This window comes from Kitasatospora sp. NPDC015120 (assembly GCF_043080305.1).
Classification (GTDB): domain Bacteria; phylum Actinomycetota; class Actinomycetes; order Streptomycetales; family Streptomycetaceae; genus Kitasatospora.
Map to the genome: position 1 here is coordinate 16858 of NZ_JBIBVJ010000015.1, position 16410 is coordinate 33267.

Here is a 16410-nt window from a genome sequence, read left to right on the forward strand (position 1 = left end):
CGGCCCCGGGCGGTCCCCGGGCCGCGCACAATGGCGGGGACCCCGGGGCGGGCCCGGGGAGCGCGAGGGAGGGACACCGGATGGGTGCTGGATCCGAGGCCGGCCCGGAGCAGGGGCGGGGCGACTACGGGCTGGCGGAGCGGGCGCACGCCGCGCTGCGGGCCCGGGGCGGCACGGTGGCGGTCGCCGAGTCGCTGACCGGCGGGCTGCTGGCGGCCGCGCTGGTGGACGTCCCGGGGGCGTCCGCGACCTTCCGGGGGTCGGTGACCGCCTACGCGACCGAGCTGAAGGCCTCGGTGCTCGGCGTGGACGAGGGGCTGCTGGACGTCCACGGCCCGGTGCACCCGGTGGTGGCGCGGCAGATGGCCGAGGGCGTGCGCCAGTTGCTCGGGGCGACCTACGGGGTCGCGACGACCGGGGTGGCCGGCCCGGAACCGCAGGACGGGCAGCCGGTCGGCACGGTACACCTCGCCGTGGCCGGTCCGGGGGGAACTCTGGTCAGTTCGCCACGGTTGTCGGGAGGGCGTGCCACAATCCGTCACAGGGCGGTGACCGCCGCTCTGGAGCTGCTCGTCGGGCGGCTCCCGTCCGGTACGCCCGTGCCGCACTGAGCCGTCGTCCGCCCCCTCGCCGTCCGCCCCGCCAGCCACCCGTCACCCCGCTCCCCGGCGTCCGCCGGGGGCCGCCCGCCGAGATCTCCACCGAACCGAGATCTGCCGAACTGGCGTGCGGGCATCGCAGACCTGGAGGATCGTGTTACATCGGAGGGCCTGGTTGGGCAGAAACCAGGTGGCGAACGAGTGGCGTGGCGGTGGCCGAGTGCCGCCCGGAGGGTACGACGAGGTGCCCGCGGACCCGGGTGCGACACCGAAATTGGGGAGGGGACAGCCTTGCAGCCCAGAGTGAACACGACCATGGTCCCCGCACGCGAAGCGGGCAAGGCGGTACGGTGGGGGCGTGACATCTCGATCCGCAGTCCGAGGAGGGAGGCACCGATGATCCTGCTCCGTCGCCTACTGGGCGATGTACTGCGTCGGCAGCGCCAGCGCCAGGGCCGCACACTCCGCGAGGTGTCGGCGGCCGCCAGGGTTTCGCTCGGATACCTCTCCGAGGTCGAGCGGGGACAGAAGGAGGCCTCCTCGGAGCTGCTCTCCGCCATCTGCGACGCACTCGACGTCCGGATGTCCGAGGTCATGCGCGAGGTCAGCGACGAACTGTCGCTCGCCGAACTTGCGGCGATGGCCACCCTCTCCGAAGGTGAACTGCTGAGGCCGGTGCTCGAACCGGTTCCGCTGCCGGCCCCCGGCACCGACCGGGCGAACATGTCGCCCAAGGCCGCCGCGATGGACGTGGTCGCCGCCTGACCTGGCCTCGGTACGGGCCCTGCGGCCCGGTTGAGCGAAGGAGGCGGTCGTGCGCAGTGCGGCGGCGACGTGTGCCGGGGCCCGAATACGGTCCCGGCGGGTGCGGCTGGGCCCGGGGGTCCTGGTGGTCCTGGCGTGCGGGCTCGGCTGGTGGCTGACGGCCGGCCCCGGGAGGCTGCCCGGCGGAGCCGTGCTGGGTCTGCTCGCGGCCGGCGGCTGGGGGCTCGGGCTGATCCCGGTCCACGCCGACCGGCGGTCCACCGGACCGGTGCGACGCCGCACGGGTGAGCCGGCACGGGCGGAGCCGCGGTGGGAGGCGGAGCCTCCGGCCGGGTGAATCGACGCGGACGAGGGCCGTGGGACCGATCGGTCCCACGGCCCTCGTCGTCCTTCCACCGGCTCAGGGGCGCAGCCGCAGACCCCGCGGGGTGGCGTGGAAACCGGCCTGCTCCAGCGCGGTGCCGAGCGCCGACCCGAGGGCCGGCTCGCCGTTGGCCCGCTCGACGGTGACGCTGCCCAGCGCCCCCGCCCGGGCCGCCCCGGCCAGCGCCTCGGCCGCGGCGGCGAGGGTGGCCCCGTCCTGCGCCCAGGCCAGCAGCGATTTGCCGCCGCGCTCGACGTACAGGCACAGCTCGCCGTCGACCAGCACCACCAGGGCGCCGGCCTTCCGGCCGGGCCGGTGCGCCTTGCCCGCCGCCTCGGCGGACCCGGCGGGCGGCTCGGGCCAGGGCAGGGCGGCGCCGTAGGCGTTGGCCGGGTCGGCGGCGGCCAGCACCAGGGCCTGCGGCGGCTCGGCGGACGGCGCGGCCGGCCACTCGGCGCCCCGGGCCCGCTCCAGCCGGCCGCTGACCGAGCGCAGCCGGTCGGCCGCGCCCTCCATGGCGAACTGGGCGCCGCCCAGCCCCTCGACGAAGTAGCCCCGGCGGGTGCGGCCGCGTTCCTCCATGGCGGCGAGCACCCGGTAGACCCCGGCGAAGCCGCCCGGGATCCGCTCGGCGGCGACCGTGCCCCGGGTGAGCAGCCCGTGCCGGTCCAGCAGGTTCTGCGCCTGGGCGGTGGCCCGCACGGTCGGGTCGGCGGCGAACGGGGGCAGCAGCGACCAGCGGCCGCCGACCGTCGGCGGGCCGCCGCGCAGCGCGCCGCCCGGCCGGCCGAAGGGGCGCCCGGCGCCGCCGAAGCGGCCGCGCGGGGTGGCCCGGGGTGCCCGGTGGGCGGTGGCGCCGGCGGTCCGGCCGGAGCCGAGCAGGGCGCGCAGCGGGGCCAGCGTGTCGTTGCTGACGTATCCGGCCCAGACGAGGTCCCACAGGGCCTCGACGACCTCCGCCTCGGGCGTCTGCGGCAGCTGGGTTACCAGCTGGCGGAAGAACAGCCCGTAGCCGCCGCTCAGCGCCTCCAGCAGTGCGGTGTGCACCGGGGTGACGGTGGGCGGCACCGGTTCGGGCCGCAGCAGGTGGGCGTTCTCGGCCAGGTGCAGGCTGATCCAGCCGTCCTTGCCGGGCAGTGCCCCGGCGCCGGCCCAGCCGACCTCGCCGGCCGCCATCAGTTCGTCCAGCAGGCCGGGGGAGTAGTCGGCGAGCCGGGCCGGGAGGACCAGCTTCTCCAGGGCGGAGGCGGGCAGGGCGGTGCCCTGGAGCTGTTCGACGACCCGCAGCAGGCCGTCCGGGCCGCGCAGCCGGTGGCCGGCCAGGTGCTGCCACTGGGGGAGGAAGGCGGCCAGGGCGCGCGGCGGGACGGGTTCGACCTCCTGGCGCAGGGCGGCCAGCGAGCGGCGGCGCAGGCGGCGCAGGACGTCCGCGTCGCACCACTCGACGGTGGCGGTGTGGCCCTCTACCGGCCGGAACTCCCCCTGGACCAGGCGGCCGGTGGCGGTGAGGCGGTGCAGGGTGCCGGTGACCACGGCGGAGCCCAGGCCGAAGCGGGCGGCGGCCTCGGCGGCGGTGAACGGGCCGTGGGTGCGGGCGTGCCGGGCCAGCAGGTCGCCGAGCGGATCCTTGACCGGTTCGGTGAAGGCCTCCGGCACGCCGACCGGCAGGGGGGTGCCGAGGGCGTCGCGCAGCCGGCCGGCGTCCTCGACGGCGGCCCAGCGCTGCTCGCCGGCGATCCGGACCTGGATCACCCGGCGGGCGGCCTCCAGTTCCAGGGCCCAGAGGGGTTCGGCGCCGCGGGCGGTCAGCTCGGCCTCGCTGAGCGGGCCGAGCAGGCGCAGCGCGTCGGCGACGCCCTCGGCGTCCTTGATTCGGCGTTCGGGGGTGAGTCGCTGGAGCTCGGCCTCCAGCTCGGCGAGGACCTGCGGGTCGAGCAGTTCGCGCAGTTCGGCCTGGCCGAGGAGTTCGGACAGCAGCCGGGAGTCGAGCGAGAGCGCGGCGGCGCGGCGTTCGGCGAGCGGGGAGTCGCCCTCGTAGAGGAACTGGGCGACGTAGCCGAAGAGCAGGGAGCGGGCGAACGGGGAGGGCTCGGGGGTGGTGACCTCGACCAGCCGCACGGCGCGGGATTCGAGGTCCCCCATCAGCTCGACCAGCCCGGGGACGTCGAAGACGTCCTGGAGGCATTCGCGGACGGCCTCCAGCACGATCGGGAAGGAGCCGTACTCGGCGGCGACCTCCAGCAGTTGGGCGGCGCGCCGGCGCTGCTGCCAGAGCGGGGTGCGCTTGCCGGGGTTGCGGCGGGGGAGCAGCAGGGCGCGCCCGGCGCACTCGCGGAAGCGGGAGGCGAACAGCGCGGAGCCGCCGACCTGGTCGGTGACCAGCTGTTCGATCTCCTGCGGGTCGAACAGGGCGGCGTCGGCGCCGACCGGGGCGTCGTCGGTGACCGGCTTGGCGGCGGGGCCGGCGAAGTCGAAGTCGGGGGCCAGCAGGTCGGCGTCCGGGAGCCGGAGCACGATGCCGTCGTCGGCGTGCATCACCTGCGGGTCGAGGCCGTGCTTCTCGCGCAGCCGGGCGGCGAGGGCGAGCGCCCAGGGGGCGTGCACCTGGGCGCCGAAGGGGGAGTGCACGACGATCCGCCAGTCGCCGAGCTCGTCGCGGAAGCGTTCGACCACGATGGTGCGGTCGTCGGGGAGGTGGCCGCAGGCGGCGCGCTGCTCGGCGAGGTAGTCGAGCAGATTGCCGGCGGCCCAGTCGTCCAGGCCGGCCCGCTTCAGCCGGGCGGTGGCGGTCTGCGGGTCGAGGGCGCCGAGTTCGCGGGTGAAGGCGCCGAGGGCGCGGCCGAGTTCGAGCGGGCGGCCGAGGCTGTCGCCCTTCCAGAACGGCAGCCGGCCGGGGACGCCGGGGGCGGGGGTGACCAGCACCTTGTCGTGGGTGATGTCCTCGATCCGCCAGGAGGTGGTGCCGAGGGTGAAGACGTCGCCGACCCGGGACTCGTAGACCATCTCCTCGTCCAGCTCTCCCACCCGGCCGCCGCCCTTCTTGGGGTCGGTGCCGGCGATGAAGACGCCGAACAGGCCGCGGTCGGGGATGGTGCCGCCGGAGGTGACGGCGAGCCGCTGGGCGCCGGGACGGCCGCTGACGGTGCCGGCCACCCGGTCCCAGACCAGCCGGGGGCGCAGCTCGGCGAAGGCGTCGGACGGGTAGCGGCCGGCCAGCATGTCGAGCACCGCGTCGAACGCGGACTGCGGGAGGGTGGCGAACGGCGCGGCCCGGCGGACCGTGGTGAGCAGCTCGTCGACCTGCCAGGTGTCCATCGCGGTCATCGCGACCAGCTGTTGGGCGAGCACGTCGAGCGGATTGCGCGGGATGCGCAGCGCCTCGATCCGCCCGGCCCGCATCCGCTCGGTGACCACGGCGGACTGCACCAGGTCGCCCCGGTACTTGGGGAACACGACGCCGGTGGAGACCGCGCCGACCTGGTGGCCGGCCCGGCCGACCCGCTGGAGGCCGGAGGCGACCGAGGGCGGGGACTCCACCTGGACCACCAGGTCGACGGCGCCCATGTCGATGCCCAGCTCCAGGCTGGAGGTGGCGACCACGGCGGGCAGCCGGCCGGCCTTGAGCTCCTCCTCGACCAGGGCGCGCTGCTCCTTGGAGACCGAGCCGTGGTGGGCGCGGGCGATCACCGCCGGGGCGCCCCTGGCGGCGCCGGAGCCGCCCATCAGCAGGGCGGGGGCGTGCGCCTCGGACAGCGCGGCGCCGGTGGCGCGTTCGTGGGCGATCTCGTTGAGCCGGTTGCAGAGCCGCTCGGCGAGGCGCCGGGAGTTGGCGAAGACGATGGTCGAGCGGTGGGCCTGGACGAGGTCGACGATCCGCTCCTCGACGTGCGGCCAGATGGACGACTGGCGCTGCGGGTCGCCGTCGGCGGCGCCGGCCGCGGCGGGGGCGGCGGGCAGGTCGTCGAGGTCCGGGACGGGCACGACCACCGAGAGGTCGAACTCCTTGGCGGCGGGCGGCTGGACCACCTCGGCGCCGCGCCTGGGGCTGAGGAAGCGGGCCACCTCCTCGACCGGGCGGACGGTGGCGGACAGGCCGATCCGGCGGGCCGGGCGGTCGAGCAGTTCGTCCAGCCGTTCCAGGGAGAGCGCGAGGTGGGCGCCGCGCTTGGTGCCGGCGACGGCGTGCACCTCGTCCAGGATCACCGTGTCGATGCCGCGCAGGGCGTCCCGGGAGGCGGAGGTGAGCAGCAGGAAGAGCGACTCGGGGGTGGTGATGAGGATGTCCGGCGGATGGGTGGCGAAGCGGCGGCGGTCGGCGGCGGGCGTGTCGCCGGAGCGGATGCCGACCTGGACGTCGGGTTCGGGCAGGCCGAGCCGGACGGCGGCCTGGCGCAGGCCGGTCAGCGGGGCGCGGAGGTTGCGCTCGACGTCCACCGCGAGGGCCTTGAGCGGGGAGATGTAGAGGACCCGGCAGCGGCGCCCGGGCTCGGCGGGGGGCGGGGTGCTGCTGAGCCGGTCCAGGGCGGACAGGAAGGCGGCGAGGGTCTTGCCGGAGCCGGTGGGGGCGACCACCAGGACGTCGTTGTCCCGGGCGATGGCGCGCCAGGCCTCGGCCTGGGCGGTGGTGGGCGCGGAGAAGGCGCCGCTGAACCAGGCCCGGGTGGCGGGGGCGAAGCCGTCCATCGGGTCGGCCGGGGAGGGGGTCGGGTGCGCGGTCGCCATGCCCCCATGGTGCCGGGTGGCACCGACAAGGGGGCTGGTCCGGCGGGGCGGTGGTGGTCCGGGAAGGGCGCCGTCCGCGGCGGCGGTGGTCCGGGGCGTTGGCCGTTCGGGGCAACCGGGAAGGCAGAACGGACAAGCGGATCATATGGTGATGATTCAGTCATTGTGATGCCCCTGTGAAGACCAGCCCTCCCGCGGCCGGCCGCCCCGGCGCGGCCGCCGGGCCCGACGAGCGGAGACCGTGCCATGGCGCAGGCGGACCCGTCCGGCCGCGGTCCCGCCCCGGTCCTCGTCCGGGTGGCCGGTCCGGCCGGGGGCGCCCGGCGCCGCGGCCGGGGGCCGCTGCGCGTCCTGCTCGCGATGCTGCTCACCGCACTGGTCGCCGGCGGCGCCGTGCCGTACGTCGCCGGGCCGGGGCGGGCCTACCTCAGCTACCTGGTCCTCGCCGAGCGGGCGGATCCCGGCGGGGCCGGCCGCGCGGCGCAGGAGGCCCGCGCGGCCGGCGGGCAGGTCGTCCAGGAGTACCCGCAGATCGGCGCGGTGCTCGCGTACGCCGCCGGGGGATTCGCGGAGCGGGTGCGCGGGCGGCCCGGGGTGGCGGCGGTCGGCGCCACCCGCACCTCTCCGGTGCCGGGACCGCCGCGGTCGGTGGACGGCGCCGGCGACTTCCGGACCGGGACGGACGGCGGGGACCGCGCGGGCGGCCCCGGCGGCGCGGACGGCGACACCACCGTCACGGTCCCCGACCCGGGCGAGCAGGACGCCTGGAACCTCGCGCTGCTCGGTGCCGCCGGCACCGCCCCCGGCCCGCCGCGCGCGCCGGACGCGCCCGGCGCCGCGGCCCTGCGCAAGGTGCTGGTGGCCGTCCTCGACTCCGGCGTCGACGACACCCACCCCGACCTGCGCGCCGCCGTCGACCCGAAGAGCTCCGCCTCCTGCGCCGACGGCCGGCCCGACGCCCGCACCGGCTCCTGGCGCCCCGACAGCGGGGTCGGCGAGAGCGGCCACGGCACGCACGTCGCCGGGATCGTCGGCGCCGCCCGGGACGGCCACGGCGTCAGCGGGGTCGCCCCCGGGGTGCGGATCGCCGCCGTCCGGCTGCTCGGCCCGCTCGGCCAGTACTACGCCGAGAACATCGTCTGCGGTCTGCTCTGGGCCGCCGACCACGGCGCCCGGGCGGTCAACAACAGCTATTTCGCCGACCCCTGGAAGTACAACTGCCCCGACGACCCCGACCAGGCCGCGCTGACCGCCGCCGTCGGCCGGGCCGTCGACTACGCCCGCCGGCGGGGCGCGGTGGTGGTCGCCTCGGCCGGCAACGACGCGCAGGACCTCGGCGCCGTCCGCACCGACGAGCGCAGCCCCAACGACCGCACCACCGGAGCACCGCAGTCCCGCTCCCTGGGCCCCGAGTGCGTCCGGCTGCCCGGGGAACTGCCCGGCGTGGTCACGGTGACCGCCGTCGACCGCGACGGCCGCCCGTCCGCCTACACCAACCACGGGCGCGGCCGGGTCTCGCTGGCCGCCCCCGGCGGGGACCCGGACGGCGGCACGCAGAGGGCGGTGGTCTCCGACTGGCCCGGTGACCGGTACGCCGCGCTGGCCGGCACCTCGATGGCCGCCGCGCACGTCACCGGCGCGGTCGCGGTCGCCGCCGCGCTGCACCCGGACTGGGACTCCGACCGGCTCGCCGCACTGCTGGCCGCCGCCGCGGACGCCGCCTGCCCGCCCGGCCCGCACGCCTGCGCCGACCACGAGTACGCCGGCGCCGGGGCGCTGGTCCTGCCGCGCTGAGCGGGGCCGGGAAAACCGGGTGACGCGCCGGGGCGGACGGGTGAGGATCGGGGGATGGACGTCTTCCTCACCACCGAGCGGCTGGTGCTGCGCCGCTTCACCGCCGACGACGTGGACGCCCTCGTCGAGCTGGACGCCGACCCGGAGGTCACCCGCTACCTCACCGGCGGGCGCCCCACTCCGCGCGAGGTGGTGGAGTCCGCCCTGCTGCCGCTCTACCTCGACCACTACCGGCGCTACGGCGACCTCGGCTGGTGGGCCGCCGAGGAGCGGGCCGGCGGGGCCTTCCTCGGCTGGTTCGAGTTCCGGCCGCCGGCCGGCGACCGCACCGAGGCCGAGCTGGGCTACCGGCTGCGCCGCCCGGCCTGGGGGCGGGGCTACGCGACCGAGGGCTCCCGGGCGCTGATCCGGCGGGGCTTCACCGGGCTCGGCGTCGAGCGGGTGGTGGCGTACACCATGGCGGTCAACCGCGGCTCGCGGCGGGTGATGGAGAAGTCCGGGCTCTCGTACGTGCGGACCTTCCACGAGGAGTACCCGGATCCGGTCCCGGGCAGCGAGCACGGCGAGGTCGAGTACGCGGTGACGGCGGGCGACTGGCACCCGTAGCGGGCGGGGCGGCCGTGCCGGGCGGTCCGGGATACTGGGGGCATGAGGCTGACGGAGTTCTGGCGGCGGATGTACGCGCACTTCGGCGAGGCGTACGCGGAGTCCTTCGCGAGCGACCACGTGATGAGCGAGCTCGGCGGACGGACGGTCCGCCAGGCGCTGGAGGCGGGCTGGGAGGCCAAGGACGTCTGGCGGGTGGTCTGCGACACCCAGGGCGTCTCCTCCGTGCTCCGCTGACCGGGTCCGGCCCCGGCGGCCGCACGGCGACCCCGCCCGATACTCGAACGCGCGTCGGACATGGGTCAGACTGTGCGGGTGGCAAGCAGTGCAGAACAGCAGAATCCGGACAGGTCGGCGCAGGTCGCCGACGAGGCCGCGGGCCCTACGTCCGCCTCCCCGCCGCCCGGGCCGGCGCCGGCCCGCACCGCGGGGGACGGCCTCTGGGGTTCCGGGATGCCGCGCTGGCTGCCCCGGGCGATGGTGCTGGCGCTGGTCATGGTCGGGCTGTTCCAGCTCGCCGACTGGGCCTTCCACGAGCTGATCGACCTCTTCGTGATGCTGCTGGTCTCCTTCTTCCTGTCGCTGGCGCTGGAGCCGGCGGTGGACCGGATGGCCGCCCGCGGGGTGCGCCGCGGGGTCGGCACCTTCCTGGTCTTCGTCGCGGTGGCGATCGCCGTCGGCGGCTTCCTGACCGCGCTCGGCACCCTGCTGGTCGACCAGGTGGCGAAGATCGCGAGCGACCTCCCGCACCTGCTCGACAACCTGATCGCCTGGATCAACAGCACCTTCCACCAGGAACTCTCGCTGGACGAGCTGCAGCAGAAGCTGCTCAAGGACTCCGGGGCGATCGAGACCTACGCCCAGCAGGCCGCGGACAACGTCTGGGGCGTCTCCTCGACCCTGATCGGCGGGCTGTTCCAGGCGTTCACCGTCGGCCTCTTCACCTTCTACTTCACCGCCGACGGTCCCCGGGTGCGGCGGACCGTCTGCTCGATGCTGCCGCCCGCCAAGCAGGCCGAGGTGCTGCGGGCCTGGGAGATCGCGCTGGCCAAGACCGGCGGCTACCTCTACTCCCGGGCCCTGCTCGCGGTCGCCTCGGCGTTCGCGCACTGGGTGATGTTCGCCCTGCTGGACCTTCCCTACGCGGCCGCGCAGGCGGTCTGGGTCGGCGTCATGTCGCAGTTCGTGCCGACCATCGGCACCTATCTGGCGGGGGCGCTGCCGGTGCTGGTGGCGCTCACCACCGACGAGCCGGTGGACGCGCTCTGGGTGCTGGTGTTCGTGACCGTCTACCAGCAGATCGAGAACTACCTGCTGCATCCGCGGATCACCGCGAAGACGGTGGACGTGCACCCGGCGGTGGCGTTCGGCGCGGTGATCGCCGGCGCGGCGCTGCTCGGCGGGGTCGGCGCGCTGATCGCCATCCCGGCGGCGGCCACCCTCCAGGGCTTCGTCGGCACGTACGTCCGGCGCTACGAGGTGACCGACCCGCGGGTCGACCGCGGCGAGCAGCGCCGCCGGCGGCGGGAGCTGCGCCGGGAGGCGGCGCGCCGGCTGCGGCGGATGGTCGGCGGGGACTCGGAGCAGCAGCAGTAGCCGGGGCGGCGTCCGGAGGCGGCGGTCCGGTCCGGGGCCGATCATGGTTCGAACGGGCCGGGCTTGATTCGAACACTTGTTCTTTGTACTCTCCGGCGCAGAGTTCTCCCCAGGCAGAGCCGGGTCGGAGCCGATTGTCGGTGGGACGCGCTAGCGTCGAGGACGATGAAGCGCACAGCACAGAACCCGAGGGTGGAAGCCATGGCAGGTACGGACCGCGAGAAGGCCCTTGAGACGGCGCTCGCCCAGATCGAGCGGCAGTTCGGCAAGGGCTCGGTGATGCGCCTCGGCGAGAAGGCCAACGAGCCGGTCGAGGTGATCTCCACCGGGTCCACCGCCCTGGACGTCGCCCTCGGGGTCGGCGGCATCCCGCGCGGCCGGGTGATCGAGATCTACGGCCCCGAGTCCTCCGGCAAGACGACGCTGACCCTGCACCTGGCGGCCAACGCCCAGAAGGCCGGCGGCACGGTCGCCTTCGTGGACGCGGAGCACGCCCTCGACCCGGAGTACGCCAAGAAGCTCGGCGTGGACACCGACGCCCTGCTGGTCAGCCAGCCGGACACCGGTGAGCAGGCCCTGGAGATCACCGACATGCTGATCCGCTCCGGCGCGATCGACCTGGTGATCATCGACTCCGTCGCGGCGCTGGTCCCGCGCGCGGAGATCGAGGGCGAGATGGGCGACTCGCACGTCGGTCTGCAGGCCCGGCTGATGAGCCAGGCACTGCGGAAGATCGCCGGTGCGCTGAACCAGTCGAACACCACCGCGATCTTCATCAACCAGCTGCGCGAGAAGATCGGCGTGATGTTCGGCTCGCCCGAGACCACGACCGGTGGCCGGGCGCTGAAGTTCTACGCCTCGGTCCGCCTGGACATCCGCCGGATCGAGACCCTGAAGGACGGCACCGAGGCGGTCGGCAACCGCACCCGCGTCAAGGTCGTGAAGAACAAGGTCGCCGCGCCGTTCAAGCAGGCCGAGTTCGACATCCTCTACGGCGTGGGCATCAGCCGCGAGGGCGGCCTGATCGACATGGGCGTCGAACACGGCTTCATCCGCAAGTCGGGCGCCTGGTACACCTACGAGGGCGACCAGCTCGGCCAGGGCAAGGAGAACGCCCGCAACTTCCTGCGGGACAACCCGCAGCTCGCCGACGAGATCGAGCGGAAGATCAAGGGCAAGCTCGGCATCGGCCCGAAGGTGGAGGAGCCGGCCGAGCCGGCGGGTGCCGCCGAGGGCGCGGCCGCCAAGCCGATCACCGCGACCGCCGCCAAGACGGCCGCGGCGAAGAAGACCGCGGCGGCCGCCAAGGCCTGAGCCGTTGACGCAGCACAGTGGGCCGGCCGGCCCCGAGGACGACGAGCACGGGCCGCCGGACTGGTTCGCGGCCGTGGCGGAACCGGCACCGCAGGCCGCACCGGGACCCGGGTCCGCACCGGAGCGGGGGCCGGGCCCAGGACGGGCGCGCGGATCCGCGCGGGCGGCCGCGCCGGAGCGCGCCCGGTCCGCGCGACGGCCCGCGGCACGCCCGGCGGACGTCGGGGAGCTCGGGCTGGTCTCCGCCTCCGAGCTGCCCCCGGGCCGGCGCCGGCGCCGCTCGGCGCTGGCGGCGGAGCAGCCCCCCGGCCGGCCGGCCGGTGAGGGCGGCGGGGACGACGGGACGGGAGCGGCCGGTCACGGGGGTGCGGCCGCCTCCGCCCCGGCGTTCCCGCCGGAGCGGACGGGGCGCCGTGCCGGGCGCACCCGGCGCGGCGCGGACCGGGAGGGCGCCGGCCGCGACGGCACGGCCGCCGCGGCCCGTGCGGACGGTACGGACGACGCGGACGGCGGCGGCCTCCCGGAGCGGGCCGCCGGGGCCTCCCGGCGCGGCCGGGCCGAGGAACCGGCCGACCCGGAGACCCTGGCCCGGGACATCTGCCTGCGCCTGCTCACCGGCGCGGCGAAGTCCCGCAAGCAGCTCGCCGACGCCCTGCGCAGGCGGGAGATCCCGGACGAGGTCGCCGAGGAGGTGCTGACCCGGCTGGAGGAGGTCGGGCTGGTCGACGACGCGGCCTTCGCCTCGGCCTGGGTGGAGTCCCGGCACAGCGTCCGGGGCCTGTCCCGGCGCGCGCTGGCGCAGGAGCTGCGGACCAAGGGGATCGCCGGGGAGCTCGCCGAGCGGGCCCTCGCCCAGCTCGACCCGGACGACGAGACCGAGGCCGCCCGCGCGCTGGTCGAGCGCCGGCTGCGGACCACCCGGGGCCTGGAGCGCCAGACCCGCACCCGCCGGCTGGTCGGCGTGCTGGCCCGTCGCGGCTACTCCGAAGGGCTGGCCTTCCGGGTGGTCCGGGAGGCGCTGGACGAGGAGGAGGCGGGGGCTTCGGGCCAGGACGCGGCGTACGGGGACACGGCGTACGAGGACTGACGCCCGGGTCACCGGGGGTTACCCGAGGGTTGGTCAACTGCCTGGCCAGTCTTGACCGTTTCGTAACCCGCGCTTAGCCTCGCACTCAGTGCGGGAGCACCTCGATCACCCCTCGGCCACCCCCGGCCGCGCTCCCGGTCATGCCTGCGACCGGGCGGTTCGGGGCCTGGCGCGCGACGGTCCCGGGCGGCGTGCCGCGGCGGGACGGGGAGTGGGCAGCATGAGGATCGCGGTGAGCGCCGGACCGGCCGCCTCCCTGCTGGCGGCGGCCGTGCTGGTGGCCCTGGTGACGGCCTGGCTGCTGGCCCGGCGGTTCCGCGGCGCGCAGCGCCGGGCCGCCGCCGAGGCCGAGCGGGCCCGGCGGGAGAGCGAGCGGCAGGCGGACCGGCTGCGCGCCGAACTCGACCGGCGCGAGGAGTGGTTGGCGGGCGAGCTCGACCGGCTGCGCGTCCGTGAGGGCGAACTGGCCGAGCGGTCGGCCGAGGTGGCGCGCGCCCGGGCCGAGGCGGAGGACCTGGTCCGCCGCCGGGCGGCCGAGCTGGAGCGGGCCGCCGGACTCACCGCGGACCAGGCCCGAGCCCAACTCCTGCGCGCGGCCGAGGCGCAGGCCCGCCGCGCGGCGGCGGTCACCGTCCGGGAGATCGAGCGCGCCGCCCGGGAGGAGGGCGAGCAGCGGGCCCGGGGCATCGTGGCCGGGGCGATCCAGCGGCTGGCGGCCGAACAGACCGCGGAGACCGCGGTGTCGGTGTTCCGGCTGCCCACCGAGGAGATGAAGGGCCGGGTGATCGGGCGCGAGGGCCGCAACATCAAGACCTTCGAGGCCGTCACCGGCGTCAATCTGATCATCGACGACACCCCGGCGGTGGTGCAGCTCTCCTGCTTCGACCCGGTCCGCCGGGAGACCGCGCGGCTCACCCTGGAGCAGCTGGTCGAGGACGGCCGGATCCACCCGCTGCGGATCGAGCACGTCCACGCGCGCAGCCGCGCCGAGGTCGAGCGCCGCTGTGTGCGGGCCGGTGAGGACGCGCTGCTCGCCACCCGGATCGGCGGCATGCACCCGGACCTGGTGCGCACCCTGGGCACCCTGCGCTACCGGGCCTCGTACGGGCAGAACGTGCTCGGCCACCTGGTGGAGTCGGCGCACCTGGCCGGGATGATGGCCGCCGAACTCGGCGTGGACCCGGAGCCGGTGCGGCGCGCCGCGCTGCTGCACGACATCGGCAAGGCGCTGAGCCACGAGGTCGAGGGCAGCCACGCCGCGGTCGGCGCGGACTTCGCCCGGCGGCACGACGAACCGGCGGACGTGGTGCACGCGATCGCCGCGCACCACGGCGAGGTGGAGCCGCAGACCGTGGAGGCGGTGCTGGTGCAGGCCGCCGACGCCTGTTCGGGCGGGCGGCCGGGCGCCCGCAAGGAGTCGTTGGAGACGTACGTGCGCCGGCTGGCCCGGCTGGAGGAGATCGCCCGGGCGCACGACGGCGTGGCGGACGTCTACGCGATGCAGGCCGGCCGCGAGGTGCGGGTGATGGTCCGCCCGGAGGTGGTGGACGACCTCGGGGCGCAGGTGATCGCCCGCGAGGTCGCCAAGCAGGTCGCCCAGGAGCTGACCTACCCGGGCCAGATCCGGGTCACGGTGGTCCGGGAGAGCCGGGTCACCGAGGTGGCCCGGTAGGGCGCGTTCGGCGGAGCCGCCCCACCGGGCGTCGGAGGCGCCCGCCCTACGGCGCCTCGGCGCCCTGGGCCCCGGCCGGCTGGGCGGCCGGCGGCTCCGGCTCGGGCCCGCCGGTCAGCGAGGCCGGACCGCCGCGGGCCCGGTCGGCCAGTGTCTGGAGGTCCTCGGCGTCCACGCCCCGGGTGACCCCGACCAGGTGGCCGTCGGGCCGGATCAGCAGCACGGTGTGCGGGCCGGCGCCCGGGTAGGCCTCGGTGACCAGGACCTCGGCCGGCACCGGCAGCGCGGCGGCGACCTCGGCCAGCCGGGGCATCAGCCCGGCGCCCAGCCAGCGTTCCGCGGACCACACGGCGGTGCCGGGGGCGACCAGCAGCAGCAGGAAGCCGGAGCCGAGCCGGGCGTGCAGCTGGTCCGGGGTGCCGTCGGTGGCCAGCACCGGCAGGTCCGGGACGAGCACGCCGGGCTCGGTGGCGGGCAGCAGTTCGCTGAGCGAGGTGGCGCTGCGCGCACCGCGCTGGACCGGGACCCGCCCGGGCACGCCGGAGGGGGTGGCCGGGTAGGCGGGGGCGCCGCCGAAGCGTCCGGAGCCGAGGTGGCCGTCGGCGAGCAGCGGCGCGTGCTTGCGGAACGATCCGGTGAACAGCGAGCGCCGGGTCTGCGCCCAGCCGCGCAGCGGGCGCAGCAGCGGCATGGACTGGTCGACGGCGCGCAGCCGGGCGCCGACCGCGCCGCGCCGCTCGGCCTCGTAGCCGTCGAGCAGTGAGCCGCCGGGCTGCGGGCCGCCGGAGTGGAGGTGCCAGGCGAGGGCGAGCCGCCAGGCCAGGTTGTCGGCGTCGCGCAGGCCGTCGGCGAGGTTCTGCATGCCGAGCGCGCCGTGCAGGTGGGCGGCGTCGCCGGCCAGGAAGCAGCGGCCGACCCGGAAGCGGGCGGCCAGCCGCTGCTGGGCGGTGTGGTCGGCGGCGGCGAGCAGGTCGAACGTCGGGAGCTCGCCGCACCAGCCGGTGAGGGTGGCGGTGACCCGGGTGAGCAGGGTGTCGCCGGTGACGATGCCGGGCCAGGTGGCGTGCGGGTCGACCGGTTCGGTGACCGCGGGCCGGCCCGGGGGCAGCCGCCAGTCGAGCCGCCAGACGCCGTGCGGCAGCGGGCGGGCGGTGGCCTCGCGGTCGCCGCGCCACGGCGGCTCGCGGTGCAGCCGGGGCTCGGTGAACGGCAGGTCGACCCGGACGGTCGCGACGGCGCTGCGGTCGACGGCGGGCCGGCCGGGGAAACGGATCTTCAGCAGCTTGCGGACGGCCGAGCGGGCGCCGTCGCAGCCGACCAGGTGGCTGCCGCGCCACCAGGTCTCGGTGCCGTCCTTGGGGCTGCGGGTGAGCACGCTGACGCCGTCGCGGTCCTGTTCGAGCCGGGTGACCCGGCTGAGCGGGACCAGCCGGACCAGCGGGGTGCCGGTGAGGGCGTCCTGCAACCCGCGCTGCAGACGGTGCTGGGGCAGGTGCAGCACGGGGGTGTCGGCGAGGTCGATCCGGAGCACCTCCTGGCGGCGGCGCCAGATGGTGAAGGCGTCCCAGCGGGCGGCGTCGGCGACCGCCCGGGGGTAGCCGATCCTGCTGAGGAAGGCGGCGGTGTCGGTGCCGAGGACGACGCTGCGCGGGCTCTCGGGGCAGAGCCCGGAGCCCTCGTCGAGGACGACGGTCGGCACTTCCTGCCGGGCGAGCGCGAGCGCCAGGGCCAGACCGACCGGCCCGGCCCCGACCACGATCACCGGGTCCATGACGCACCCTTCGGGCCCGGGCGGGTGCCGCGGAGGCCGGAGCACGGGTCGGCCGTCAGGCTGCCGTCATATGCCGTGTGGATGCTCCCGGATGGTGTCACGAACAGCAATGCAACAGTT

The 16410-nt window shown here is 76.3% G+C and carries 12 protein-coding genes; 10 read left to right on the plus strand and 2 right to left on the minus strand.

What is annotated here, in order from left to right:
* Nucleotides 1-80: 80 nt before the first annotated feature.
* The 3 genes from ACF1AK_RS27285 (at nt 81) to ACF1AK_RS27295 (ending at nt 1701) form a co-directional block, all read left to right on the plus strand.
* Complete coding sequence (locus ACF1AK_RS27285; protein ID WP_391501470.1) at nt 81-611, plus strand: CinA family protein; 531 nt, start codon at nt 81-83, stop codon at nt 609-611.
* Nucleotides 612-995: 384 nt separating this feature from the next.
* The gene (locus tag ACF1AK_RS27290) at nt 996-1364 is read left to right on the plus strand and encodes a helix-turn-helix transcriptional regulator (RefSeq protein WP_350551437.1); all 369 of its coding nucleotides are present in this window, start codon (nt 996-998) and stop codon (nt 1362-1364) included.
* 100 nt (nt 1365-1464) lie between these two features.
* Entirely contained in the window at nt 1465-1701 is a 237-nt protein-coding gene (locus tag ACF1AK_RS27295; protein WP_391501471.1) for a hypothetical protein, read from the plus strand.
* Nucleotides 1702-1764: 63 nt separating this feature from the next.
* Here the strand turns inward: ACF1AK_RS27295 and ACF1AK_RS27300 are convergent, their stop codons facing one another.
* Entirely contained in the window at nt 1765-6450 is a 4686-nt protein-coding gene (locus ACF1AK_RS27300) for an ATP-dependent helicase (RefSeq protein ID WP_391501472.1), read from the minus strand.
* 246 nt (nt 6451-6696) lie between these two features.
* Here ACF1AK_RS27300 and ACF1AK_RS27305 point away from each other — a divergent pair, with 246 nt between their 5' ends.
* From ACF1AK_RS27305 to rny, 7 genes are all read left to right on the plus strand, one after another.
* Nucleotides 6697-8244 (plus strand): S8 family serine peptidase, encoded by a 1548-nt coding sequence (locus ACF1AK_RS27305; RefSeq protein ID WP_391501473.1) that lies wholly within the window; start codon nt 6697-6699, stop codon nt 8242-8244.
* 54 nt (nt 8245-8298) lie between these two features.
* Nucleotides 8299-8850, plus strand: coding sequence for a GNAT family N-acetyltransferase (locus tag ACF1AK_RS27310; RefSeq protein ID WP_391501474.1), 552 nt, complete (start codon nt 8299-8301; stop codon nt 8848-8850).
* A gap of 42 nt (nt 8851-8892) precedes the next feature.
* Nucleotides 8893-9087, plus strand: a complete 195-nt coding sequence (locus ACF1AK_RS27315; RefSeq protein WP_350551423.1) for a DUF3046 domain-containing protein — start codon at nt 8893-8895, stop codon at nt 9085-9087.
* A gap of 78 nt (nt 9088-9165) precedes the next feature.
* Nucleotides 9166-10446, plus strand: a complete 1281-nt coding sequence (locus ACF1AK_RS27320) for an AI-2E family transporter (RefSeq protein ID WP_391501475.1) — start codon at nt 9166-9168, stop codon at nt 10444-10446.
* Between the two features lie 201 nt (nt 10447-10647).
* Nucleotides 10648-11760: a recombinase RecA gene (recA, locus tag ACF1AK_RS27325; RefSeq protein WP_391501476.1), complete on the plus strand. Its 1113-nt coding sequence runs from the start codon at nt 10648-10650 to the stop codon at nt 11758-11760.
* 4 nt (nt 11761-11764) lie between these two features.
* Entirely contained in the window at nt 11765-12847 is a 1083-nt protein-coding gene (locus ACF1AK_RS27330) for a regulatory protein RecX (protein WP_391501477.1), read from the plus strand.
* A 220-nt stretch (nt 12848-13067) separates the two neighbouring features.
* Nucleotides 13068-14519: a ribonuclease Y gene (gene rny / locus ACF1AK_RS27335; RefSeq protein WP_391501478.1), complete on the plus strand. Its 1452-nt coding sequence runs from the start codon at nt 13068-13070 to the stop codon at nt 14517-14519.
* A 46-nt stretch (nt 14520-14565) separates the two neighbouring features.
* Here the strand turns inward: rny and ACF1AK_RS27340 are convergent, their stop codons facing one another.
* Nucleotides 14566-16290 (minus strand): FAD-dependent monooxygenase, encoded by a 1725-nt coding sequence (locus ACF1AK_RS27340; protein WP_391501479.1) that lies wholly within the window; start codon nt 16288-16290, stop codon nt 14566-14568.
* Nucleotides 16291-16410 lie beyond the last annotated feature (120 nt).

Excerpts from the sequence above, each read along its gene's own strand:
- ACF1AK_RS27315 (WP_350551423.1), top strand. The coding sequence starts at position 8,893 with ATGAGGCTGACGGAGTTCTGGCGGCGGATGTACGCGCACTTCGGCGAG.
- ACF1AK_RS27305 (WP_391501473.1), top strand. The coding sequence starts at position 6,697 with ATGGCGCAGGCGGACCCGTCCGGCCGCGGTCCCGCCCCGGTCCTCGTC.
- recA (WP_391501476.1), top strand. The coding sequence starts at position 10,648 with ATGGCAGGTACGGACCGCGAGAAGGCCCTTGAGACGGCGCTCGCCCAG.
- ACF1AK_RS27340 (WP_391501479.1), bottom strand. The coding sequence starts at position 16,290 with ATGGACCCGGTGATCGTGGTCGGGGCCGGGCCGGTCGGTCTGGCCCTG.
- ACF1AK_RS27310 (WP_391501474.1), top strand. The coding sequence starts at position 8,299 with ATGGACGTCTTCCTCACCACCGAGCGGCTGGTGCTGCGCCGCTTCACC.
- ACF1AK_RS27285 (WP_391501470.1), top strand. The coding sequence starts at position 81 with ATGGGTGCTGGATCCGAGGCCGGCCCGGAGCAGGGGCGGGGCGACTAC.
- ACF1AK_RS27290 (WP_350551437.1), top strand. The coding sequence starts at position 996 with ATGATCCTGCTCCGTCGCCTACTGGGCGATGTACTGCGTCGGCAGCGC.
- rny (WP_391501478.1), top strand. The coding sequence starts at position 13,068 with ATGAGGATCGCGGTGAGCGCCGGACCGGCCGCCTCCCTGCTGGCGGCG.
- ACF1AK_RS27300 (WP_391501472.1), bottom strand. The coding sequence starts at position 6,450 with ATGGCGACCGCGCACCCGACCCCCTCCCCGGCCGACCCGATGGACGGC.